This is a genomic window from Amycolatopsis bullii (assembly GCF_014654205.1).
GTDB classification, from domain to species: Bacteria; Actinomycetota; Actinomycetes; order Mycobacteriales; family Pseudonocardiaceae; genus Amycolatopsis; species Amycolatopsis plumensis.
The window spans coordinates 1-20694 of the sequence record NZ_BNAW01000076.1 but is presented as its reverse complement, the minus strand read 5'-3'; the positions used below and the strand labels follow the sequence as shown (position 1 = coordinate 20694).

24 protein-coding genes and 1 pseudogene are annotated in these 20694 nt (G+C 71.4%); 16 read left to right on the top strand and 9 right to left on the bottom strand.

Annotated elements, in window-relative coordinates; all coding sequences use genetic code 11:
• Positions 1–45: 45 nt before the first annotated feature.
• Both IE317_RS42215 and IE317_RS42210 read left to right on the top strand, forming a co-directional pair.
• A complete protein-coding gene (locus IE317_RS42215; protein ID WP_191316971.1) occupies positions 46–480 on the top strand; it encodes an SRPBCC family protein in 435 nt (144 codons plus the stop codon).
• A 96-nt stretch (positions 481–576) separates the two neighbouring features.
• Complete coding sequence (locus IE317_RS42210) at positions 577–1584, top strand: NADP-dependent oxidoreductase (protein WP_191316970.1); 1008 nt, start codon at positions 577–579, stop codon at positions 1582–1584.
• On the opposite strand, the gene IE317_RS42205 is transcribed toward IE317_RS42210, so the two are convergent.
• The gene (locus tag IE317_RS42205; RefSeq protein ID WP_191316969.1) at positions 1581–2204 is read right to left on the bottom strand and encodes a haloacid dehalogenase type II; all 624 of its coding nucleotides are present in this window, start codon (positions 2202–2204) and stop codon (positions 1581–1583) included. The genes IE317_RS42210 and IE317_RS42205 overlap by 4 nt on opposite strands.
• Positions 2205–2275: 71 nt before the next feature.
• Between IE317_RS42205 and IE317_RS42200 the strand changes: the two genes are divergently transcribed.
• A complete protein-coding gene (locus tag IE317_RS42200; protein WP_191316968.1) occupies positions 2276–2593 on the top strand; it encodes an ArsR/SmtB family transcription factor in 318 nt (105 codons plus the stop codon).
• Here the strand turns inward: IE317_RS42200 and IE317_RS42195 are convergent.
• Both IE317_RS42195 and IE317_RS42190 read right to left on the bottom strand, forming a co-directional pair.
• Positions 2577–3191, bottom strand: a complete 615-nt coding sequence (locus IE317_RS42195) for a pyridoxamine 5'-phosphate oxidase family protein (RefSeq protein WP_191316967.1) — start codon at positions 3189–3191, stop codon at positions 2577–2579. The two genes, IE317_RS42200 and IE317_RS42195, sit on opposite strands and share 17 nt — an antisense overlap.
• A 9-nt stretch (positions 3192–3200) precedes the next feature.
• A complete protein-coding gene (locus IE317_RS42190) occupies positions 3201–3800 on the bottom strand; it encodes a TetR/AcrR family transcriptional regulator (protein WP_229903206.1) in 600 nt (199 codons plus the stop codon).
• A 97-nt stretch (positions 3801–3897) separates the two neighbouring features.
• Between IE317_RS42190 and IE317_RS42185 the strand changes: the two genes are divergently transcribed.
• A complete protein-coding gene (locus tag IE317_RS42185; protein ID WP_191316965.1) occupies positions 3898–4947 on the top strand; it encodes an NAD(P)-dependent alcohol dehydrogenase in 1050 nt (349 codons plus the stop codon).
• A gap of 21 nt (positions 4948–4968) precedes the next feature.
• Here IE317_RS42185 and purU read toward each other — a convergent pair whose 3' ends face one another.
• From purU to IE317_RS42160, 5 genes are all read right to left on the bottom strand, one after another.
• Positions 4969–5835, bottom strand: coding sequence for a formyltetrahydrofolate deformylase (gene purU, locus IE317_RS42180; RefSeq protein ID WP_191316964.1), 867 nt, complete (start codon positions 5833–5835; stop codon positions 4969–4971).
• Positions 5836–5858: 23 nt separating this feature from the next.
• Positions 5859–6308 (bottom strand): maleylpyruvate isomerase N-terminal domain-containing protein, encoded by a 450-nt coding sequence (locus tag IE317_RS42175; protein WP_373309240.1) that lies wholly within the window; start codon positions 6306–6308, stop codon positions 5859–5861.
• Positions 6205–6906, bottom strand: coding sequence for a DedA family protein (locus IE317_RS42170; protein WP_191316962.1), 702 nt, complete (start codon positions 6904–6906; stop codon positions 6205–6207). The genes IE317_RS42175 and IE317_RS42170 overlap by 104 nt, the downstream gene beginning before the upstream one ends.
• A gap of 111 nt (positions 6907–7017) precedes the next feature.
• Positions 7018–7821, bottom strand: coding sequence for a class I SAM-dependent methyltransferase (locus IE317_RS42165; RefSeq protein WP_191316961.1), 804 nt, complete (start codon positions 7819–7821; stop codon positions 7018–7020).
• Positions 7800–8306, bottom strand: a complete 507-nt coding sequence (locus IE317_RS42160) for a DUF2505 domain-containing protein (protein ID WP_191316960.1) — start codon at positions 8304–8306, stop codon at positions 7800–7802. Before IE317_RS42160 ends, IE317_RS42165 begins: the two co-directional genes overlap by 22 nt.
• A 24-nt stretch (positions 8307–8330) precedes the next feature.
• On the opposite strand from IE317_RS42160, the gene IE317_RS42155 reads away from it, so the two are divergent.
• The 7 genes from IE317_RS42155 to IE317_RS42125 all read left to right on the top strand — a co-directional run bounded on the left by IE317_RS42155 (position 8331) and on the right by IE317_RS42125 (position 15512).
• Positions 8331–9383 carry a UDP-N-acetylmuramate dehydrogenase gene (locus IE317_RS42155; RefSeq protein ID WP_191316959.1) on the top strand — a complete coding sequence of 351 codons (1053 nt, stop codon included), beginning with the start codon at positions 8331–8333 and terminating at the stop codon, positions 9381–9383.
• 159 nt (positions 9384–9542) lie between these two features.
• Positions 9543–10721 carry a L,D-transpeptidase gene (locus IE317_RS42150; RefSeq protein WP_191316958.1) on the top strand — a complete coding sequence of 393 codons (1179 nt, stop codon included), beginning with the start codon at positions 9543–9545 and terminating at the stop codon, positions 10719–10721.
• A gap of 3 nt (positions 10722–10724) precedes the next feature.
• Positions 10725–11540: an alpha/beta fold hydrolase gene (locus IE317_RS42145; protein WP_191316957.1), complete on the top strand. Its 816-nt coding sequence runs from the start codon at positions 10725–10727 to the stop codon at positions 11538–11540.
• A gap of 21 nt (positions 11541–11561) precedes the next feature.
• Positions 11562–12866 (top strand): D-inositol-3-phosphate glycosyltransferase, encoded by a 1305-nt coding sequence (gene mshA, locus IE317_RS42140; protein WP_229903205.1) that lies wholly within the window; start codon positions 11562–11564, stop codon positions 12864–12866.
• A complete protein-coding gene (locus IE317_RS42135) occupies positions 12863–13375 on the top strand; it encodes a YbjN domain-containing protein (RefSeq protein ID WP_191316956.1) in 513 nt (170 codons plus the stop codon). The genes mshA and IE317_RS42135 overlap by 4 nt, the downstream gene beginning before the upstream one ends.
• A 71-nt stretch (positions 13376–13446) precedes the next feature.
• Complete coding sequence (locus tag IE317_RS42130) at positions 13447–14319, top strand: DUF4349 domain-containing protein (RefSeq protein WP_191316955.1); 873 nt, start codon at positions 13447–13449, stop codon at positions 14317–14319.
• 443 nt (positions 14320–14762) lie between these two features.
• The gene (locus IE317_RS42125) at positions 14763–15512 is read left to right on the top strand and encodes a phosphoglyceromutase (protein ID WP_191316954.1); all 750 of its coding nucleotides are present in this window, start codon (positions 14763–14765) and stop codon (positions 15510–15512) included.
• A 51-nt stretch (positions 15513–15563) separates the two neighbouring features.
• On the opposite strand, the gene IE317_RS42120 is transcribed toward IE317_RS42125, so the two are convergent.
• The gene (locus IE317_RS42120; RefSeq protein WP_191316953.1) at positions 15564–16202 is read right to left on the bottom strand and encodes a DNA-binding response regulator; all 639 of its coding nucleotides are present in this window, start codon (positions 16200–16202) and stop codon (positions 15564–15566) included.
• Positions 16203–16269: 67 nt separating this feature from the next.
• On the opposite strand from IE317_RS42120, the gene IE317_RS42115 reads away from it, so the two are divergent.
• From IE317_RS42115 to IE317_RS42095, 5 genes and pseudogenes are all read left to right on the top strand, one after another.
• Positions 16270–17130 (top strand): oxidoreductase, encoded by an 861-nt coding sequence (locus IE317_RS42115; protein WP_191316952.1) that lies wholly within the window; start codon positions 16270–16272, stop codon positions 17128–17130.
• Between the two features lie 146 nt (positions 17131–17276).
• Positions 17277–18518: a sensor histidine kinase gene (locus tag IE317_RS42110; protein ID WP_191316951.1), complete on the top strand. Its 1242-nt coding sequence runs from the start codon at positions 17277–17279 to the stop codon at positions 18516–18518.
• A complete protein-coding gene (locus tag IE317_RS42105; RefSeq protein WP_191316950.1) occupies positions 18515–19204 on the top strand; it encodes a response regulator transcription factor in 690 nt (229 codons plus the stop codon). The genes IE317_RS42110 and IE317_RS42105 overlap by 4 nt, the downstream gene beginning before the upstream one ends.
• A 112-nt stretch (positions 19205–19316) precedes the next feature.
• Positions 19317–20300: a Ppx/GppA phosphatase family protein gene (locus tag IE317_RS42100; protein WP_191316949.1), complete on the top strand. Its 984-nt coding sequence runs from the start codon at positions 19317–19319 to the stop codon at positions 20298–20300.
• Between the two features lie 163 nt (positions 20301–20463).
• Positions 20464–20694: pseudogene (locus IE317_RS42095) on the top strand (hypothetical protein); the annotation flags it as partial.

Here is a 20694-nt window from a genome sequence, read left to right as displayed (position 1 = left end):
GGTGAAATCGTGGACCCTGATCTGTACGCCGGGAAAAGGAGTGAAATGGGAAAGGTCACGGCCACCGCGGAGCGCACCATCGACGCCCCGGTCGACAAGGTCCGCGCGCTCGTCGCCGACTACGCCGAGACGCGGCCGAAGCTGCTCACCGAGCACTACCGCGACTACCAGGTGACCGAGGGCGGCGTGGGCGCCGGGACCAAGGCGCGCTGGAAGCTGCAGGCGACGTCCAAGCGGGTCCGTGACGTCGCGGCGACGGTCACCGAGCCGCGGCCGGGGACGCTGGTCGAGACCGACGCGAACTCGAGCATGGTCACCACGTGGACGGTCACCGAAGCGGGTGAACGCAGCGTGGTGAAGATCGAGACCACGTGGGACGGTGCCGGTGGCATCGGTGGCTTCTTCGAGAAGACCTTCGCGCCGGGTGGGCTGAAGAAGATCTACGACGGTGTTCTGGAGAAGCTCGCCGAGATCGTGTGACGCCTCACAATCGGAATCTGCGCCCCGGTTAGCTGGTTACATCGGGTGGAATCCGGGGCGTCTGCCCCGCTTCGAGACCATGGAGGAGATCCGACGATGAGCACGGCGACCGAAATCCGGCTGGCTTCACGCCCGGAAGGCGTGCCGACGCACGAGAACTTCGAGATCGTCGACACCGAGGTGCCGACGGCGGGCGACGGCCAGATCCTGGTCCGCAACCTGATCATGAGCGTCGACCCTGCGATGCGTGGCCGCATGAGGGACGTCAAGTCCTACGCGCCGCCGTTCCAGGTCGGCGAGGTCATGTCCGGCGGGGCGGTCGGCGAGGTCGTCGAGTCGAACGTCGACGACGTCAAGGTGGGTGACCACGTGCTGCACCAGGCCGGCTGGCGCACCCACGCCGTGCTCGACGCGGGCCGGTACGTGAAGGTGGACGGGGCCGCGGCGCCGCTGTCGACGTACCTCGGCGTGCTCGGCATGCCGGGCCTGACCGCCTACTCGGGCCTGCTGGAGTCGGCCGAGTTCAAGCCGGGCGACACCGTGTTCGTCTCGGGTGCGGCCGGCGCGGTCGGCTCGCTGGTCGGGCAGATCGCGAAGCTGAAGGGCGCCAAGCGCGTCATCGGCTCGGCGGGTTCGGCGGAGAAGGTCCGCCACCTGATCGACGACCTCGGCTTCGACGCCGCCTTCAACTACAAGGACGGCCCGGTCGCCGAGCAGCTGCACCAGGCGGCGCCGGAGGGCATCGACGTCTACTTCGACAACGTCGGCGGCGAGCACCTCGAAGCCGCGATCGACGCGATCACCCTGCACGGGCGGATCGTCATCTGCGGGATGATCTCCACCTACAACGCGACCGAGCCGACGCCGGCGCCGCGCAACCTCGCGCAGGTCATCGCCAAGCGGCTCACCATCCGCGGCCTGCTGGTGATCGACCACTGGCACCTGCAGCAGCAGTTCGTCACCGAGATCGCGCCGCTGGTGGACTCCGGCGAGATCAAGTACTCGGAGACCTTCGTCGACGGCATCCGCAACGCCCCCGAGGCGTTCATCGGCCTGCTGTCGGGCGCCAACACCGGCAAGATGCTGGTCCGGATCGCCGACTAGAGCAGTCCGGCCAGCTCCGGCAGGGTCGACGCCGTGTAGGTGGGCGCGGGCGAGCCGGGCAGCGGGTGGACGCCGGGACGGGTGAGCAACGCCGTCTCGAGCCCCGCCGCCTGGGCGCCCGCGATGTCCCAGTCGTGCGCGGCGATCATGACCGCGCGCTGCCCGGGGTAGGCCGCCGTGACCTGCCGGTACGGCTCCGGCGCGGGCTTGAGCCTGCCGACCTGCTCGGCCGAGAAGATCCGGTCCAGCAGCGCGGCCAGCCCGGCGTTCTGCAGCTGGGCCTCGGCGGTGGCGAGCGGCGAGTTCGTCAACGCGACGAGGGTGTGGCCCTGTTCGCGGAGTTTCGCCAGGCCCGCTTCGACGTCCGGGTGGGCGGGGAGGCTGCGCAGTCCTTCGCCGACCTTCGCGAGGTCGACCTCCCGCCCGTGCCGGGCGGCGACCTCGATCGCTGCGTCCCCGGCGATGCCCGCGAAGTCGCGGTAGCCGCCGGTCGCGGTCACGGTCAGGACGGTGTGGATGGCCAGGCCGAACCACTCGCGCCGCAGCTCGGGCCCGCCGATGACGGGATCGATGGCGGTGAGGTCGAGCAGCGTCTCGTTGACGTCGAACACGCACAGCACTGAGGGCCTCCGGAGGTTCGATGGTGTTCGTACCTCGCCGAAGGTACGACGATTGTCGTACCATGTCCAGCATGGCTGGTGAGTTCCCCGTTCCCGAGCTGGCCGAGGTCGACCTCGGCGCGGTGCTGTCCGCCCTCGCGGACCGGCACCGGCGTGAGGTGGTGCTGCAGCTGCTCCGCGAGGACGGCGAAGAGCGGGCCTGCGCGTCCTTCCCGCTGCCGATCGCCAAGTCGACCCGCACGCACCACTGGCGCGTGCTGCGCGAAGCCGGCCTGGTCCGGCAGCGCGACGCGGGGAACGGCACGTTCGTCCGCCTGCGCCGGGACGAGTTCGACGCGCGGTTCCCCGGGTTGCTCGACGTGGTCGCCGGGATCAGTACTGCTGGGTGATCGCCCGTTCGTCGAGCCGCGCGTCCAGCTCCGCCGCCGGGACCGCCAGGGACATCTGGTCCCGCATGATCGTGCCCATCGACGGCAGGGCCGCGCGGTCCGGCCACGTCTCCGGCTGCCACAGCGACGACCGCAGGAACGCCTTGGCGCAGTGCATGTAGAGCTCTTCGACCTCGACGACCACGGCCAGCCGGGGTCGCTTGCCCTTGACCACCAGGTCGTCGAAGAACGGCGCGTCCGAGATCAGTTTCGCGCGGCCGTTGACCCGCAGCGTCTCGTTCATGCCCGGGATCAGGAACAGCAGCCCGGCGTGCGGGTTGTCGACGATGTTGCGGAAGCTGTCCACCAGCTTGTTGCCCGGGCGGTCCGCGAGGACCAGCGTTTTGTCGTCGAGCACCAGCACCGAGCCCGCCGGGTCGCCGCGCGGGGAGACGTCACAGCTGCCGTCCGGTGCCGACGTGGCCAGCAGCACGAACGGCGAGTGCGCGATCAGGTTCCGCGCGTGCTCGTCGATCCGGTCGATGACCTTCTGCTGCGTCAGCTCGGCGACCTCGCCGATCACCTCGCGCAGTGCCTCGTGTGAGTCGATGATCCCCATGCGCCCAACCTAGCGGGCACCACCGGCGATCCGGCCCGAGATGGCGGCGCGCGCGGCCTCCTCGGACTTGCGCACCACCAGGTCCGTCGAATATCCGTGCTTCACGAACACGCCGTCGAGCTGGAACGTGCCGTAGCCGTGGGCCTGGGTGAACAACTGCTCCATCAGCTCCAGCGCGGTCGCCGGATCGGGCGCGACGGCCAGGCAGCGCAGCAGGAACTCGTCCGTCAGCCGCCGGGTCTGCTCGTGCAGGCCGATGTGCTCCGGGCCGTGCAGCCCTTCGGCGTAGATCACGTTCATCCCGGCCCGGCGCTCGATGAGGTACCGCGTGTACGCGCCCGCCGCCGCGGCCAGGGCGTCCGCCGGGTCCGGGTGCTCCGCGGCCGCCGAAGCGACGCGGTCCGCGAGCTGGCAGGCGACGTGCGCCGCCACCTCGGCCAGGAGGGTCTCCCGGGTGGCGAAGTGCCGGTAGGGCGCGCCGGGGCTGACCTTGGCGCGCCGCGCGACCTCCGCCACCGAAAAGCCTTCCCAGCCGTGCTCGGCGATCAGGTCCAGGGATACGCGCACGAGCTCGCCGCGGAGGTCGCCGTGGTGGTACTTGCCGCCCATGACCCGGATCACATCTCTCGGTCGAAATATGTAAGAGGCCTCTTACGTAGGACATGTATGAGACCTCTTACGACGGTACTTGAACTTGGAGGGTTCCATGAGCACCACCACGCACGCCATCGCCGCTCCGGCGCCGGGCGCGCCGCTGGCGCCGACCACGATCGAGCGCCGTGACCTGCGTCCCGACGACGTGCTGATCGACATCGCCTACGCCGGCATCTGCCACAGCGACATCCACCAGGCCAAGGAGGACTGGGGCCAGGCGATCTTCCCGATGGTCCCGGGCCACGAGATCGCCGGCGTGGTCGCCGCGGTCGGCTCGGACGTCACGAAGTACCGGATCGGCGACCGCGTCGGCGTCGGCTGCATGGTCGACTCCTGCGGGGAGTGCGAGTACTGCCTGGCCGGCACCGAGCAGTTCTGCGTCAAGGGCAACGTCCAGACCTACAACGGCGTCGGCTTCGACGGCGAGAACACCTACGGCGGCTACAGCAACCAGATCGTCGTGAAGGACGCCTTCGTCTGCCGCATCCCGGAGGGCATCGACCTCGACGTCGCCGCGCCGCTGCTGTGCGCGGGCATCACCACCTACTCGCCGCTGCACCACTGGGGCGCAGGCCCCGGCAAGAAGGTCGCCGTGATCGGCCTCGGCGGGCTCGGGCACATGGGCGTCAAGATCGCCGCCGCGATGGGCGCCGAGGTGACCGTGCTGAGCCAGAGCCTCAAGAAGCAGGAAGACGGCCTGAAGCTCGGCGCGAAGGACTACTACGCCACCAGCGACGAAGCGACCTTCGACGTCCTGCGCGGCAAGTTCGACATCATCCTCAACACCGTGTCGGCCAAGCTGCCGATCGACGCCTACCTGAGCCTGCTCAAGGTCGGCGGCGCGATGGTCAACGTCGGCGCGCCGGGCGAGCCGCTGGCCTACAACGCCTTCTCGCTGCTCGGCGGCAACAAGGTGCTGGCCGGCTCGATGATCGGCGGCATCGCCGAGACCCAGGAGATGCTGGACTTCTGCGCGGAGCACGGCATCGGCGCGGAGATCGAGACCATCTCGGCCGACCAGGTCAACGAGGCCTACGAGCGCGTCGAGAACTCCGACGTCCGCTACCGGTTCGTCATCGACGCCAAGACCATCGGCGCGTGACCCACGGGCACGGCAACCGGATCAGAACACCACGGTCCGGTTGCCGTGCACCAGCACGCGGTTCTCCAGGTGCCACCGGAGGCCGCGGGCGAGCGTGACCTTCTCGATGTCCCGGCCCTTGCGGACCATGTCCTCGACCGAGTCGCCGTGGTCGACGCGGATGACGTCCTGCTCGATGATCGGGCCCGCGTCGAGGTCCGCCGTCACGTAGTGGCAGGTCGCGCCGACCAGCTTCACCCCGCGCGTGTGGGCCTGGTGGTACGGCTTCGCGCCGATGAACGACGGCAGGAAGCTGTGGTGGATGTTGATCGCCCGCCCGGCCCACTCGCGGCACAGGTCGGCGGGCAGGATCTGCATGAACCGGGCCAGCACCACCGCGTGCGGGTCGTGCTCGTCGACCAGCTTGCGCACCTGCTCGAACGCCGCCGCCTTGTCCCCGGCCGGGAACGGCACGTGGTGGAACGGGATGCCGTGCGCGCGGGTGATGTCGGCGAGGCTGTCGTGGTTGCCGATCACCGCGGCGACGTCGACGTCGAGTTCCCCGGACGCCACCCGGCCGAGCAGGTCGTACAGGCAGTGCCCGGCCTTGGAGACGAGGATCACCGCGCGCCGCCGCTCACCGGTGTCGCTGACCTGCCAGCTCGACTCGGCCGACAGCTCCGCGGCCACCTCGCCGAAGCGGGCGCGCAGCTCGGCGGCGGCGAACGGCAGCGAGTCGGCCCGGACCACCTGGCGGGTGAAGAACCAGCCCGTGTCCGGGTCGGTGTGGTAGGCCGCCTCGACGATCCAGCCGCCGTGCTCGGCGAGGAACCCGGAGATCCGGGCGATGATGCCGGTGCGGTCGGGGCAGCCGAAGGTGATGACGTAGCGGCGTTCGGGAGCGGTCACCCGGGCATTCTCCCTTGCGCTGGTCAGGGCGCCGGGAGCCGGTCCCCGCTGCCGCACCCGGCCGAACCCGGCAGCAGGACCCCGCAAACCATTTCGGCGGCACCCCGCGCGAACTCAGGGGACAGTCGCGTCGGCACGGGCTGGGCGAGCGCGGATTCGGCGTCGAGGCGGTGGATCGCCGTGGCGTGGGCCAGGCGGCCGGTCCACGGTGACCCCGGGTTCCGGATCAGGGCTTCGCGCAGGGCGAGGCGCTGGCCGTCCCACCATCCCAGCACGTCCTCCCAGTCCGGTGGCGGCGTCGGTGACAACGGCCGGTCCAGCACCAGGCCGATCGCCGCGCCGTGCACGGAAGCGATGTGCGCCACCAGGTCATGAACAGTCCACTTCGGACAGTTCGGCACCCGCGCCGACGGTCCGGCCGTCAGCGCCGCCCGCTTCAGCGCGTCGGCGTGGACGTCGATCGCTTCGAGCATGCGCCGACCGTAGCCGTCGTCCGGCCTCGATGGCGAAGACCAGGCTCAGACCGAGGCCGAAGGACAGCAGCAGGCCCTTGCCCGGCTCGTCGGCGAACGCTGCTCCGCCCGCGAAGCCGATCAGCACGCTGTACACCGCCCAGATCGCCGCGCCCGCGGCGTCGAGCGGCACGAACCGGCGTAGGGGGTAGCCGAGGCTGCCGTTGGCGAGGGCGCTGGCGACGCGGCCGCCGGGCAGGTAGCGGGCCGCGATGATCAGCAGACCGCCGTTGCGCCGCACCTGGTCGCGGGCCCATTCGTACCGCCGCCGTCCGTCCGGGCCGCGCTGCAGCCGCGCGATGGCCTGCGGACCGGCCGCCCGGCCGACGGCGTACCCGAGGCAGTCGCCCGCCCACGCGCCCCCGGCCGCCACCGCGGCGAGCAGGGTGAGCTGCGCGGGGGCCGGGCCGAGCAGGACGGCGACGGTGACGACGGTGGTCTCGCTGGGCATGAACGGCAGCAGCGCGTCCAACCCGGACACGGCGAAGACGAGCACCCACAGCCACGGCGAGCCGAGCGTGCCGCGCAGCAGCTCGGTGACCTGCGCCAGGAGTTCCACGGCTCAATGGTGATCACCGCAGGTCACTTCGGGGTGACGCAGCGGGGGTGGCCCGGTGAACAGGTGCCTTGAATGACTCATTCCTGGCCTCCGACGCCAGGAATGAGTCATTCATGACGCCGGGGCGACCACGGACCAGGGGACGGTCAGCTCGCCGAGGCGGATCCGGGACGGCGGCCCCAGCACCGGCCAGCCCCGCGCGGCCAGCAGCCGGACCGTCTCCAGCCAGCGCGACCGCACCCCGAACGCCTGGTGCGGAGCGGCCGTCGCCCAGCAGGCGTCGAGGGCCGACAACAGCGCGTGGACGCGTTCACCGGGCACGTTCCGGTGGATCAGCGCCTTCGGCAGCCGCTCGGCCACGGTCGACGGGCGATCCAGCCCCGCCAGCCGCATCGAGAGCGTCAGCGAGACCGGGCCGGACCGGGCCACCAGCACCCAGGACGACACCCGGCCGATCTCGTCGCACGTGCCCTCGACCAGCAGGCCCTCGGCGGGCATCGAGTCCAGCATCAGGCCCCACGCGCCCGCGACCTCGTCCTCGGCGTACTGCCGGAGCACGTTGAACGCCCGGACCAGCACCGGGCGCGTCCCGGCCAGCTCGAACCCGCCGCGGCGGAACTCCAGGAACGGCGGTGCGGCGGCGGACTGGGCGACCGCCACCCGCTCCGGGTCCAGCTCGAGGCCCAGCACGCGGACGTCCGGCCGGACCCGGCGCAGCCACCGCGCCAGCTCGACCGTCGTGACCGGGGAAGCGCCGTAACCGAGGTCGACGACCAACGGCGAGCCGGCCGCGCGCAGCAGCCGGGACGTCGGCGGCGCGGCCGCGATCCAGCGGTCCACCCGGCGCAGGCGGTTCGGGTTGGTCGTACCGCGGGTCGGGGCGCCGACCGGGGTCAGTTTGCTTGCGCGAGCCACTTCGCGGCGAATTCGGCTTCGCGCTCCAACAGCTTCGTGACCTGCTCGGCGATCACGCTCTCCAGCTTCCCGCCGAACAGCGGGATCCGGACCGTGACCTCGCCGCTGATCCGCAGGACGGTCTGCTCGCCGTTGGCGAGCAGGGCCGTCCGCGCGCTGATCTCGCCGGGGACGCCGCCGACCTCGACCGAGGCGTCGCCCTGCCGTCCGGTGCCGTCCTTGCTCATCCGCCAGGTCTGCGTGCGGGTCACCATCAGGTCGCCCTTGTGCAGCGTCCGCACCGCCTGCGGCAGCTTGTCCGCGCTGATGCCCTGCCGCAGCTGGTACCGCAGGTCCGACCCCGAAACCTCGTACGACAGCAGCGCCGCGCCGTGGCCGCCGAGCTCCTCCAGGCGGGCCCGCAGCGCCTCCTCGCCGGCGACGGCCGCGTACGTGGCCGCGACGTCGGCGGCGAACTCGGCACGGTGCTCGATCCGGGATCCCATGGACCGAACAGTACCGTCAGGCGGGTGAACCCCCGTACTTCCGAACTCCCGAAGCTCGCCGCGTACACCACGTTGCGCCTCGGCGGCCCGGCCCGCCGCTTCGTCAGCGCCGCGACCAGCGAAGACCTGGTCGACGCCGTCCGCGAGGCGGACGCGGCGGGCGAGCCCGTGCTGCTGCTCGGCGGTGGCTCCAACCTGGTGGTCGGCGACGCGGGGTTCGACGGCACGCTCGTCGAGGTGGCCACCACCGGCTACCGGCGCGACGGCGGGATCGTCGACGTCGAAGCCGGCCAGAACTGGGACGCCTTCGTCGCCGGCCTGGTCGAGGCCGGGCTGGGCGGGCTCGAATGCCTCTCCGGCATCCCCGGCAGCGTCGGGGCGACGCCGATCCAGAACGTCGGCGCGTACGGCTGTGAGGTCGCCGAGTCGATCGTCTCGGTGGAGCTGTACGACCGCGAGACGCGCGAAGTGCGCACGCTCGCGGCCGCCGACCTCGGCTTCGCCTACCGCACCAGCGTCCTCAAGGGCACGGACTCCGGCGTGGTGCTCTCGGTCCGCTTCGAGGTCCGCGAAGACGGCCTCTCCGCGCCCATCCGCTACGCCGAGCTGGCGCGCACGCTCGGCGTCGAGATCGGCGCCCGCGTCCCGGCCGCCGAAGCGCGCGAAGCCGTCCTCAAGCTGCGTCGCGGCAAGGGCATGGTGCTCGACCCGGCCGACCACGACACGTGGAGCGCGGGCTCGTTCTTCACCAACCCCATCGTGCCGAGCGCCGAGGCCGAAGCGGTCCTGAAGCGGATCACCGAGGTCGTCGGCGCGGAGGTGCCGCAGTACCCGGCCGACGGCGGCGTCAAGCTGTCCGCGGCCTGGCTGATCGAGCGCGCGGGCTTCGCCAAGGGGTACCCCGGTCCGGGGAACCGGGTTTCGCTGTCGACGAAGCACACCCTGGCGCTGACCAACCGCGGCGACGCGACGACGGCGGACCTGCTCGCCCTGGCCCGCGAGGTCCGCGACGGCGTCCACGAGCGCTTCGGCGTCCGGCTGCACCCCGAACCGCTGCTGATCAACTGCGTGATTTGAGCCAAACCGGGCAACCCGTCCGTGTGTAGGACGTCTTTGTCGACAAGACGTCCAACACCTGGCTGGTGGGACTGTGCCCACCGGCGGGTAACGTCGGTCGGGTGACCAGCGCTAGAGGGCGTGTGCCCGCTGGTCGGCGGGGGATTCCAGGAGGTATCGGTGATCGAACGGCGTACGGTCTTCAAGGCTGCTCTGGCGGCTGGAGCCGCACTGGTCGCCGCCGCGTGTTCGAGCGAGACGGGCGGCACAGCCAAGCCGACCGGCGCCAACAGCGACGGCGAAGGGGGTGGCGCGCAGCCCGTGGCGAAGATCACGGCCGAGCCCGCCGCCGACGCCAAGGACGTCCCGGTGCTCAAGCCCGCCGTGCTCAAGGTCGCCGACGGCAAGCTCACCGAGTGCAAGCTGAGCGCCGACGGCGGCAAGGACGTCAAGGGCGACCTCGCGCCGGACGGCCTCACCTGGACCAGCTCCGAACCGCTCGGCTACGGCAAGACCTACACCTACTCGGCCAAGGCCACCGGCAGCGACGACAAGCCGGTCGAGTTCACCGGCAAGTTCACCACGATCAACCCGGCCAAGCAGGTCCGCGCCACGCTCAACCCGGCCGACAACCAGACCGTCGGCGTGGCCATGCCGATCAGCGTCAAGTTCGCGTCGCCGGTCAAGGACCGCAAGGCGGTCGAGAAGGCCCTGTCCGTGAAGACGGACAAGGACGTCGAGGGCGCGTGGGGCTGGCTGTCCGACAGCCAGGTCGACTACCGGCCGAAGGAGTACTGGCCGCAGAACATCACGGTGAACGTCGAGGCGAAGCTGTACGGCGTCGACCTGGGCGGCGGCGCGTACGGCAAGGCCGACGTCACCACGAAGTTCAAGATCGGCCGCAACCAGGTGGTCAAGGTCAACACCCCGGACCACCAGATGCGCGTGTACCGCGGCGGCTCGCAGGTCAAGAGCTACCCGTGCGCGAACGGGCTGGACGCCGAGGTCGACCGCAACACCCCGAACGGCACCTACATCATCATGAGCAAGGAGCCGTCGGCGATCTTCGACAACGCCCGCTACGGCTACACGAACGTCAACAAGAAGTGGGCCTGCCGGTTCTCCAACCACGGCGAGTTCATCCACGAGAACCAGGACAACGCGGCCAACATCGGGAAGAACAACAACTCCCACGGCTGCGTCAACCTGCTCGAAGCCGACGCCAAGGACTACTTCGACTCGGCGCTGGTCGGCGACCCGGTCGAGATCACCGGCTCCAAGCTCGGCCCGCCGATGAACTCGGACGTCAAGGACTGGAACTTCAGCTGGTCGGCCTGGCAGGGCCTGGGCGCGAAGTAACCCGTGCGCACCGAAGTCGTCGGGCACGGCGGAGTCCGGCTCGGCCTGCGGGTCGAGGGCGAGGAGAACAGCCGTCCCATCGTGTTCGTGCACGGCTGGGCGCAGTCGGCCGGGTGCTGGGCCGCGCAGCTCGCCGACCCGGCCCTGACCGAGCGGTTCCGGCTGGTCGCGGTGGACCTGCGCGGCCACGGCGCCTCCGACGTCCCGGCCACCGGGTACGACGACCCGGAGGCCTGGGCCGACGACCTCGCCGCGGTGCTCGACTTCGCCGGCCCCGAGGCCGTCGTCGTCGCCTGGTCCTACGGCGGCTTGGTGCTGACCGACCACATCCGGGTGCACGGCACCGCACGCCTGCGCGGGCTCGTGCTCGTCGGCGCCATCACCGAGATCGGGCGCGACCGGCCGGGCGGGCGCGTCGGCGCGCTGATGCGCGAGCACATGCGGGCGATGCTTTCGGACGATCCGGACATCGCGGTCCCGGCGCTCACCGCGTTCAGCCGCGGGATGACCGCCGGGCCGGTGCCGGGGGCGCAGGCCCAGGCCCTGCTCGGGGCTTCGCTGAGCGTGCCGCCGTCGGTCCGTTCGGCGCTGTTCCGCCGGGACGTCGGCAGCGAAGACGTGCTGGCCGGGATCGACAAACCGGCCCTGGTCGTGCACGGCACGGCCGACCGCGTGATCGAGCCCTCGGCGGCCGAACACGCCCTCGGGAAGATTCCGGGTGCCACCGGGCGTTGGTTCGTTGGTGGGGGGCACGCGCCCTTCGCCGAGTCCGCGGCCGAGTTCGGCGCGGTGCTCCGGCAGTTCGCCGAGGAATGCTGACGCAGCAGGAGACGTGACCAGGTGACCAGCAACATCCGAAGGTTCCGCGCTGTGCCGCGCCGGATCGCGGTGCTGTCCGTGCACACCTCGCCACTCGAACAGCCCGGCACCGGCGACGCGGGCGGGCTGAACGTCTACGTCCGCCAGACCGCGACCGAGATGGCCCGCCGCGGCGTCGAGGTCGAGGTGTTCACCCGCGCGACCGCGTCCGGTCAGCCGCCGGTGGCCGAACTGGCGCCCGGCGTGACCGTGCGGCACGTGCAGGCCGGCCCGTTCGAGCCGCTGGGCCGCGACGAGCTGCCCGCCCAGCTGTGCGCGTTCACCTCCGGCGTGCTGCGGACCGAGGCCTTCCACGAACCCGGCCACTACGACCTCATCCACTCGCACTACTGGCTCTCCGGCCAGGTCGGCTGGCTCGCCCGCGACCGGTGGTCCGTCCCGCTCGTGCACACCGCGCACACGCTGGCGAAGGTGAAGAACGCCGCGCTCGCCGAGGGCGACAAGCCCGAGCCGCGCACCCGCGTGATCGGCGAAGAGCAGGTGGTCGCCGAGGCCGACCGGCTGGTCGCCAACACCGCGGTCGAGGCCCGCCAGCTGATCGACCTCTACGACGCCGAGCCGCACGCGGTGCACGCCGTGCCGCCGGGTGTCGACCTCGAGCGCTTCACGCCGGGCTCCCGGTCCGCCGCGCGGGCGGAGCTGGGGCTGGCCGAAGACGACGTCGTGCTCGCCTTCGCCGGCCGGATCCAGCCGCTCAAGGCGCCGGACGTGCTGCTGCACGCCGCGGCCGCGATGCTGCGGCGCCGTCCCGAGCTGGCTTCGCGGCTGGTCGTGCTGGTCGTCGGCGGCCCGTCGGGCACCGGGCTGGAGCAGCCTCAGGCGTTGCGCGAGCTGGCCGTTTCCCTGGGCATCGAGCGGCAGGTCCGGTTCCTGCCGCCGCAGCCGGGCGAGCGCCTCGCGCGCGTCTTCCGCGCCGCCGACGTCGTCGCGGTGCCGAGCTACAACGAGTCGTTCGGCCTGGTCGCGCTGGAGGCGCAGGCCTGCGGGACGCCGGTGGTGGCCGCCGAGGTCGGCGGGCTGCCGGTGGCGGTGCCGCACGGCGTCTCCGGGCTGCTGGTGCCCGGGCACGGCGCCGACGAGTGGGCGGACGCGCTGGCCGCCGTCGCCCTGCGCCCGGACCGGCGCGCCGAACTCGCCGCCAACGCCGTCGTGCACGCGCGCCGGTTCTCCTGGCGCCGCACGACGGACGCGCTCCTCGACATCTATGCTCAGGCCACCGGCGCCTTCCGGAACGCGCTGGACCTGCGCGCGGAGGTGGCGGTGTGAGCTTGGACCAGCTGATCCAGTCTACTTTGGACTCGGCCGAGCTGAAGTACGACAAACGCGGTCCTGGCAAGTACTTCGTCACGCTGCCCGGCACGAAGAAGCTGCAGACGAACGCCTGGCTGGTCGACGGCGACCACGCGTTTTCGGTGGAGGCCTTCGTCTGCCGGCGTCCCGACGAGTCCCATGAGGACGTTTACCGCTTTCTTCTGCAGCGCAACGCGAAGCTCTACGGTGTGCACTACACAGTGGACAATCTCGGAGACATCTACCTGGTCGGCCGGTTCGGCAAGGAGACGATGAGCGCCGACGAGCTCGACAAGGTGCTCGGCCAGGTGCTGGAAGCGGCCGACGGCGACTTCAACACGCTGCTCGAGATCGGGTTCGCGACGTCGATCAAGCGCGAGTGGGACTGGCGCGTCTCCCGCGGTGAATCCTTGGCGAACCTCCAGGCGTTCAAGCACCTCGTCGCACCTGAGAAGCCGCACGAACCGGGCTTGACCGAGTCGTAACCGGAGGTCGTGCAACGGCCCTGAACCGGACATCCGTCCCCTCGCCAGTCGAAACTGGAGGGAGACGCAGGATGCGGATTCGATGGAGAGCCGGGCTCGCGGCCGTCGGCGTGGTGTTCGTGCTGGCCGGCTGCTCGGCGGCGCAGGAGGGGAAATCGTCCACGGCGGCGGACAGCGCCGGTTCCGGGCCGGTCCCGGCCGCGCCGCAGCAGGGCAGCGGCAAAGCCGGGCAGGAGAAGGTGGCCGCGCCGCAGCCCGGGGCCACCGACCGCAAGCTCGCCCGCAGCGCCCGGCTCGAACTGACCGCGCCCAAGGTGACCGACGTCGTCGCGCAGGCCCGCGGGATCGCGGAGGGTGCGGGCGGCTACACCGGCCAGGAGAGCACCGGCGACGAGCTGGCGACGCTGAACCTCGCGGTGCCCGCCGACAAGCTCGACGGCGTGCTCGACCAGCTCTCGCACCTGGGCAGCAGCCTGGTGAAGCGGGAGCTGAACACCCGGGACGTGACCGAGCAGGTCATCGACGTCGACGCCCGGCTGGCGACGCAGCGGGCTTCGGTGGAACGGATTCGCGCGCTGCTGGCGCGGGCGACTTCGGTGTCGGAGATCGCCTCGGTCGAGAGCGAGCTGACCAGCCGCGAGGCGACGCTCGAATCCCTCGAACAGCAGCGGAACTCCCTCGCCGGCAGTGTCGCGATGGCGACCGTGGCGATGACCGTCCGCAACGTCGCGGCGCCCCCGCCGCCGTCGGACGACCACAGCGGGTTCCTCGGCGGGCTGGCCGGCGGCTGGCACGCGTTCCTCGTCTTCGGCGGCGGCCTGCTGACCGTGCTGGGCGCGGTCGCGCCGTTCCTGCTGTTCCTCGTACCGCTGGCGTGGCTCGGCCGGTGGCTGTACCGCCGTCGCCGTCCGGTGGGGCCGGCGCCGGAACCGAGCGAGGGCTGAGCGGAACAGGCGGGACGGCTCGAGGGAGGGGGAGTCGCGATCTCGAGCCGCCCCGCTGAAGTTCCCGCCGATCAGGACCCGGTGACGAGGGGGGTGCCAACGGGGCCGGCGGGCCGCGGCCCGGCAGGGGGGAGACGAGCCGCGGTCAACGCCCGAATCCGGCCGGGGAGTGCGTGGAATCCGGCCGCTCGGGACGTAGTCAACCTGTCAGATCCCGGCCGGTAATCACAAGGCTACTGGCTAGCCCGTTCGAGTGAAATTTCGAAATGTCGATAACGGTATGCAGTCTGTGGCCGGAATTTTGCGCGCTGTTGGCAGGTGGACTTGTCGAAGAGTGAGGTGTTACTCCGCGGTAACGCACTCTGGGTAGGATCACTGCCCGGCGTGCGATGCGGCCGAGGTCACCGATCGCGGGCAGGGTGGGTTCTGGCAGGCTGTCACCCATGGCCGAGATTGGGACGTTGGTGCTGCTGCGGCACGGGCAGAGCACGTGGAACGCGGAAAACCTGTTCACCGGCTGGGTGGACGTACCGCTTTCGGAACAGGGCGAGGGCGAAGCCCGCCAGGGCGGGCAGCTGCTGGCCGACGCCGGGCTGCTCCCGGACGTGGTGCACACCTCGCTGCTGCGCCGCGCGATCTCCACCGCCAACATCGCGCTGGACGCCGCCGACCGGCACTGGATCCCGGTGAAGCGCGACTGGCGCCTCAACGAGCGCCACTACGGCGCGCTGCAGGGCAAGGACAAGAAGCAGACCCTGAACGAGTTCGGCGAGGAGCAGTTCATGCTCTGGCGCCGCTCGTACGACACCCCGCCCCCGGCGATCGACCCGAAGGACCAGTGGAGCCAGGCGGGCGACGCCCGCTACGCCGGCCTCGGTGACCAGGCCCCGCTGACCGAGTGCCTGAAGGACGTCGTCGAGCGGCTGCTGCCGTACTGGGAGTCCGAGATCGTGCCGGACCTGCGCGCGGGCAAGACGGTGCTGGTCGCCGCGCACGGCAACTCGCTGCGCGCGCTGGTCAAGCACCTCGACGGCATCTCCGACGCCGACATCGCGGGCCTGAACATCCCGACGGGCATCCCGCTGCGCTACGACCTCACCGAGGACCTGCGGCCGGCGAAGCCGGGTGGCGAGTACCTCGACCCCGACGCCGCCAAGGAAGCCGCGGCCGCGGTCGCCAACCAGGGCCGCTGAGCTTTTCCGAAGGCCGCGTCACCGGGACCCCGGTGACGCGGCCTTCGTGGTTCACAGCAGACCGGCCTCGCGGGCCCGGGCCCCGGCCTGGAAGCGCGACGAGGCCCCGAGCAGCTCCATCAGCTCCGCCACCCGGCGCCGGTAGGTGCGCAGGCTGACGCCCAGCGCCCGGGCCGCCGTCTCGTCCTTGCAGCCCGACCCCAGCTGCTCGAGGATCTCCCGCGCGCCCAGCTCGGTGAACCGCGCCTGGTACGACTCCAGGTCGGTGGCGCCGTGCCAAGCCGCCTCGAACAGCGACTCGATGCCCTGGACCAGGGCGGGGCTGCTGATCACCGTGTAGCCGCGGACACCGGCGACGTGGTCGCCGGCCACGATGGCGATCCGGCGGTCGAGGATGATCGTCTCGTTGATCTCCCGCTCGGTGATCCGGATCCGGGCGCCGCTCGCGGCCATCATCCGCAGGTGCTCGGCCAGCGCGGGGTCGATCAGCACGCCGGGCTGGTAGACCTTGCGCACCGTCATCCCGCGCACCGAGTGCTCGCGCTCGGGCGCGCTCGGGTGCGCCACCGACCACGTGTGCAGGTCGCGGGCCGCGCACGAGATCTCCGTCGCGGCCTCGAACAGGTGCGCCGTGCGCTCGAACAGCTCGGCCTCACCGCGCACCATGACGACGTCGGTCACCTTCTCCACGTGTTCCAGTGTGGCAGCAAACTGCCAAACCCGGTGGTCGCGACGGCCCGGCCGGAAGGCTGGAGCCATGACCACGAACACCCTCCCCGCCGCCGCGGCGGGCACCTGGAAGCTCGGCTCCTTCGAAGTCAACCGCCTCGGGTTCGGCGCCATGCGCCTGATGTCCACTTCGGACGGTGGGATCCGCGCCCGCGAAACGTCGCTCGCCGTGCTGCGCCGGGCCGTAGAGCTGGGCGTGAACCACTTCGACACCGCGGCCTTCTACTTCGACGGCCCGCGCTCGGCCAACGAACTGCTCAACACCGCGCTGGCGCCCTACGACGACCTCGTGATCACCACCAAGGTCGGCCCCGGCCGCGACTTCGAGGGCACCTTCTACACCGCCCGGCCGGAGCAGCTGCGCGCCCAGGTCGAACAGAACCTGCGCGAACTGGGCCTGGACCACCTCGACGTCGTCAACTACCGGATCGGCCAGGCCCTCGACCGCGGCACCGGCTCGCTCGCCGACGGCTTCGGCGTGCTCGCCGAGCTGCGGGAGCAGGGCCTGATCCGCGAGCTGGGCATCTCCAACGTCGGCCCGGAACACCTCACCGAGGCCCTGGAGATCGCGCCCGTCGTCTGCGTCCAGAACCAGTACGGCCTCACCGCCCGCCGCGAGGACGACGAACTGGTCCGGATGTGCGCCGAGCGGGGGATCGCCTTCGTGCCGTTCTTCGCCGTCGCGAGCGGAACCGGCGAGGACGCGCGGGTCGCCGAGGTCGCCCGCCGCCACGACGCCACCCCGGCGCAGGTGCGGCTCGCGTGGACCCTCCACCAAGGACCGCACGTGCTCGCCATCCCCGGCACCGGCGACGTCGGGCACCTCGAGCAGAACGTCGCCGCGGCGGCGCTCGAGCTCACCGCCGAAGACCTGCGGACCCTGGGGTGAATTCGCCCGGAATGTCTCGCCGGGGAATCGATCGGGTGAACGCCGCCTGAAGCCCCGGCGAACATGTCCTCCGCAGGTGTCGCGGTGCTCACGACAAGGCGGACAACGCTAGGCCGAAGGGCCACTTCTCAGCTTACGATCGGCCCGTGACCACGCCTGTTTCACTCGCACTGGCCATCGGCGCACTGGTGGCCGGTGCGGTGGTCGGCTACTTCCTGGCGCGGGCGCGCACCCGCCGGGAAGAAGCCCGGCCACCGGGCCCGACCGTCGCGGAGCTCCTCGAACGGCTGGTCCGCTCCTCCGACAACGGCATCGTCGTGCTCAACCGCTTCGGCGACATGGTGCTGCACAACCCGCGTGCCTACGAGCTGGGCCTGGTCCGGGTCAACCAGGCGGATCCGCGGGCCCGCAAGGCCGCCGAGCAGGTGGCCGAGACCGACGAACCGCTGGAGATCGACCTCTCGCCGCTCGAAGCGCGCGGCCGCCAGCCGGAGGCCGTGCTCGGGCAGGTCCGGCCGCTCGGCGACGGCTTCACCGCCGTCGAGGCGGTGGACCACTCCGAGGCCATCCGGCTGGAGGCCGTGCGCCGCGACTTCGTCGCCAACGTCAGCCACGAGCTCAAGACCCCGGTCGGCGCGATCGCGCTGCTCACCGAGGCCGTGCTCGACGCCGCCGAGGACGTCGAGGAGGTCCGCCGCTTCGGCGGCAAGATCCTGCGCGAGTCCACCCGCCTGGGCCAGCTCGTCACCGAGCTGATCGCGCTGTCGCGGCTGCAGGGCGCCGAACGGCTGCCGGACCTCAACGTCGTCGAGGTGGACGCGGTCGTCCGCGAGGCGCTCGGCCGCACGACGCTCTCGGCCGAGTCCGCGGACATCAGCGTCACCACCGACAACCCCAGCGGCCTGCTCATCGAGGGCGACCGCACGCTGCTGGTCACCGCGCTGTCGAACCTGCTGGAGAACGCCGTCGCCTACTCGCCGGCCGGCAGCCCGGTGTCGATCTCCCGGCGGCTCGCCGACGGGATGGTCGAGATCGCGGTCACCGATCGCGGCATCGGCATCGCCGAGGACGAGCAGCAGCGCGTGTTCGAGCGCTTCTACCGCGCCGACAAGGCCCGCTCGCGCGCCACCGGCGGCACCGGCCTCGGCCTGGCGATCGTCAAGCACGTCGCGGCCAACCACGGCGGCTCGGTCGGGCTGTGGAGCCGTCCGGGCACCGGCTCGACGTTCACCCTGCGCATCCCCGCGCACGTCAGCCCCGACCCGGCCGGCGAGCCGGCGCGGGCGGCCAAGACCTCGCCGGCACCGCGGCAGGAGAAGACCCCCGAGCGCACCCCGAGGCTCGTGGTTACCGGGCAGGACAGCCCAGATCATGGAGGAAACCTGTGACCAGGGTTCTCATCGTCGAGGACGAGGAGTCGTTCGCCGACCCCCTCGCCTTCCTGCTGCGCAAGGAAGGGTTCACCGCGGCCGTCGCCGGGACGGGCCAGGCCGCGCTGGAGGAGTTCGACCGCAACGGCGCCGACATCGTGCTGCTCGACCTCATGCTGCCCGGGATGAGCGGCACCGACGTCTGCAAGCAGCTGCGCCAGCGCTCGGCCGTGCCCGTCATCATGGTGACCGCGCGCGACAGCGAGATCGACAAGGTCGTGGGGCTGGAGCTGGGCGCGGACGACTACGTGACGAAGCCGTACTCGGCCCGGGAGCTGATCGCCCGGGTCCGCGCGGTGCTGCGCCGCGGCGGCGAGCCGGGCGCGGACGGCGAGCTGGCCCCGCTGGTGCTCTCGGCCGGCCCGGTCCGGATGGACGTCGAGCGGCACGTGGTGACGGTGGACGGCACCGAGGTGTCGCTGCCGCTCAAGGAGTTCGACCTGCTCGAGTACCTGCTCCGCAACGTCGGCCGGGTGCTGACCCGCGGGCAGCTGATCGACCGGGTGTGGGGCGCGGACTACGTCGGCGACACGAAGACGCTGGACGTCCACGTGAAGCGGCTGCGCTCGAAGATCGAACCGGACCCGGGCTCGCCGCGGCACCTGGTGACGGTTCGCGGCCTGGGCTACAAGTTCGAGACGTAAGTCCGTTTCGGGCGGCTTCGTCCCGGCGGGAGGCGCGCCGGGACGAAGCCGCACCGAGTGTTTTCGGTTACATGTTCGAGACCTGCGCCTGAGGCCGGTACCCTGGACCCCCGTGCGCCTAGGGGTACTCGACGTCGGTTCCAACACCGTCCACCTGCTCGTGGTCGACGCCCACCGTGGCGCCCACCCGACGCCGATGCATTCGGAGAAGTCCGTGCTGCGGCTGGCCGAGCAGATCACCCCCGGTGGGGAGCTCTCCAAGGCCGGCGCCGACGACCTGGTGACCGCGGTCGAATCCGCCAAGGAGTCCGCCGCCCGGCTCGGCTGCGAAGAGGTCATGGCCTTCGCCACCTCCGCGGTCCGCGAAGCGAAGAACTCCGCCAAGGTGCTGGCCCGCGTAGCCGACAAGACCGGCGTCGACCTGCAGGTGCTTTCGGGCACCGACGAAGCGAGGCTCACGTTCCTCGCCGTCCGCCGCTGGTACGGCTGGTCGGCCGGACAGCTGCTGGTGCTCGACATCGGCGGCGGCTCCCTCGAGGTCGCCATGGGCCGCGACGAAGAACCCGTGCTGGCCGAATCGCTGCCGCTGGGCGCCGGCCGCACCACGCGCACCCGCTTCAAGCACGACCCGCCGACGCGCTCGGAGCTCGTCGCGACGTCCGCGTGGCTGGACGACCAGCTCACCGACCTCGCGCGCAAGGTCACCAAATGGGGTGAACCCGATCGGGTCGTGGCGACGTCGAAGACGTTCCGCTCGCTCGCCCGGCTGACCGGCGCCGCCCCCTCGGCGGCGGGTCCCCGCGTCCGACGTACGCTCACGGACACCGCATTGCGCCAGCTCCTGGCCTTCATCTCGCGGATGCCGTCGGCCGATCTCGCGCAGTTGGAAGGCGTCAGCTCGAGCCGGTCGCACCAGCTCGTGGCGGGTGCGCTCGTCGCGCAGGCCACGATGCGGGCGCTGGGTGTGCCGGAACTCGAGATCTGCCCGTGGGCTCTGCGAGAGGGTGTCATCCTGCGGCGGCTGGACCATTCGAACGGCGCGGATGAGACTGGAGCCGCCCTCGCCGGGCGCTTCGGCGCACAGGAGGACCGGTGAAAGCACGCGGCTGGACTTCCCGGACGGATAACGGGCACGGTGGAGAGGTGACGGACATGCAGAGGTCGGTGTACAGCGCGCGTGGCGCCGCCGGTGTGCCGTCGGGTACCACTCCGCCAGGTGCCGCAAGTGGCAACACGGTGCGCGCAGGGGATCAGCAGGTATGACGGACCAGACCGGAGGCGACCAGCCGCCGCAGAAGACCGTGGCTGAGCTGCTCGCCCAGCACGGTGCCCAGGTCGACGGCGGACGCCGCCGCCGTCGGCGTGCCGCCGATGACGACGACGAACCCGGCACCCCCGAAGTCCCGCCCGGCGCCACCGGCTCGCACCGGCGGCCGGGCGTGACCGACACCGGTCCGCAGGCGATCATCGACCGGGTGGCGTCCGAAGGC

What these genes read in the sequence shown, in the direction of transcription:
- IE317_RS42210 (WP_191316970.1), top strand. Translation starts at nt 577, where the DNA reads ATGAGCACGGCGACCGAAATCCGGCTGGCTTCACGCCCGGAAGGCGTG.
- IE317_RS42190 (WP_229903206.1), bottom strand. Translation starts at nt 3,800, where the DNA reads ATGGGCGGCAAGTACCACCACGGCGACCTCCGCGGCGAGCTCGTGCGC.
- IE317_RS42215 (WP_191316971.1), top strand. Translation starts at nt 46, where the DNA reads ATGGGAAAGGTCACGGCCACCGCGGAGCGCACCATCGACGCCCCGGTC.
- IE317_RS42125 (WP_191316954.1), top strand. Translation starts at nt 14,763, where the DNA reads ATGGCCGAGATTGGGACGTTGGTGCTGCTGCGGCACGGGCAGAGCACG.
- IE317_RS42130 (WP_191316955.1), top strand. Translation starts at nt 13,447, where the DNA reads ATGCGGATTCGATGGAGAGCCGGGCTCGCGGCCGTCGGCGTGGTGTTC.
- IE317_RS42185 (WP_191316965.1), top strand. Translation starts at nt 3,898, where the DNA reads ATGAGCACCACCACGCACGCCATCGCCGCTCCGGCGCCGGGCGCGCCG.
- IE317_RS42175 (WP_373309240.1), bottom strand. Translation starts at nt 6,308, where the DNA reads ATGCTCGAAGCGATCGACGTCCACGCCGACGCGCTGAAGCGGGCGGCG.
- IE317_RS42200 (WP_191316968.1), top strand. Translation starts at nt 2,276, where the DNA reads ATGGCTGGTGAGTTCCCCGTTCCCGAGCTGGCCGAGGTCGACCTCGGC.
- IE317_RS42160 (WP_191316960.1), bottom strand. Translation starts at nt 8,306, where the DNA reads ATGGGATCCCGGATCGAGCACCGTGCCGAGTTCGCCGCCGACGTCGCG.
- IE317_RS42115 (WP_191316952.1), top strand. Translation starts at nt 16,270, where the DNA reads ATGACCACGAACACCCTCCCCGCCGCCGCGGCGGGCACCTGGAAGCTC.
- IE317_RS42195 (WP_191316967.1), bottom strand. Translation starts at nt 3,191, where the DNA reads ATGGGGATCATCGACTCACACGAGGCACTGCGCGAGGTGATCGGCGAG.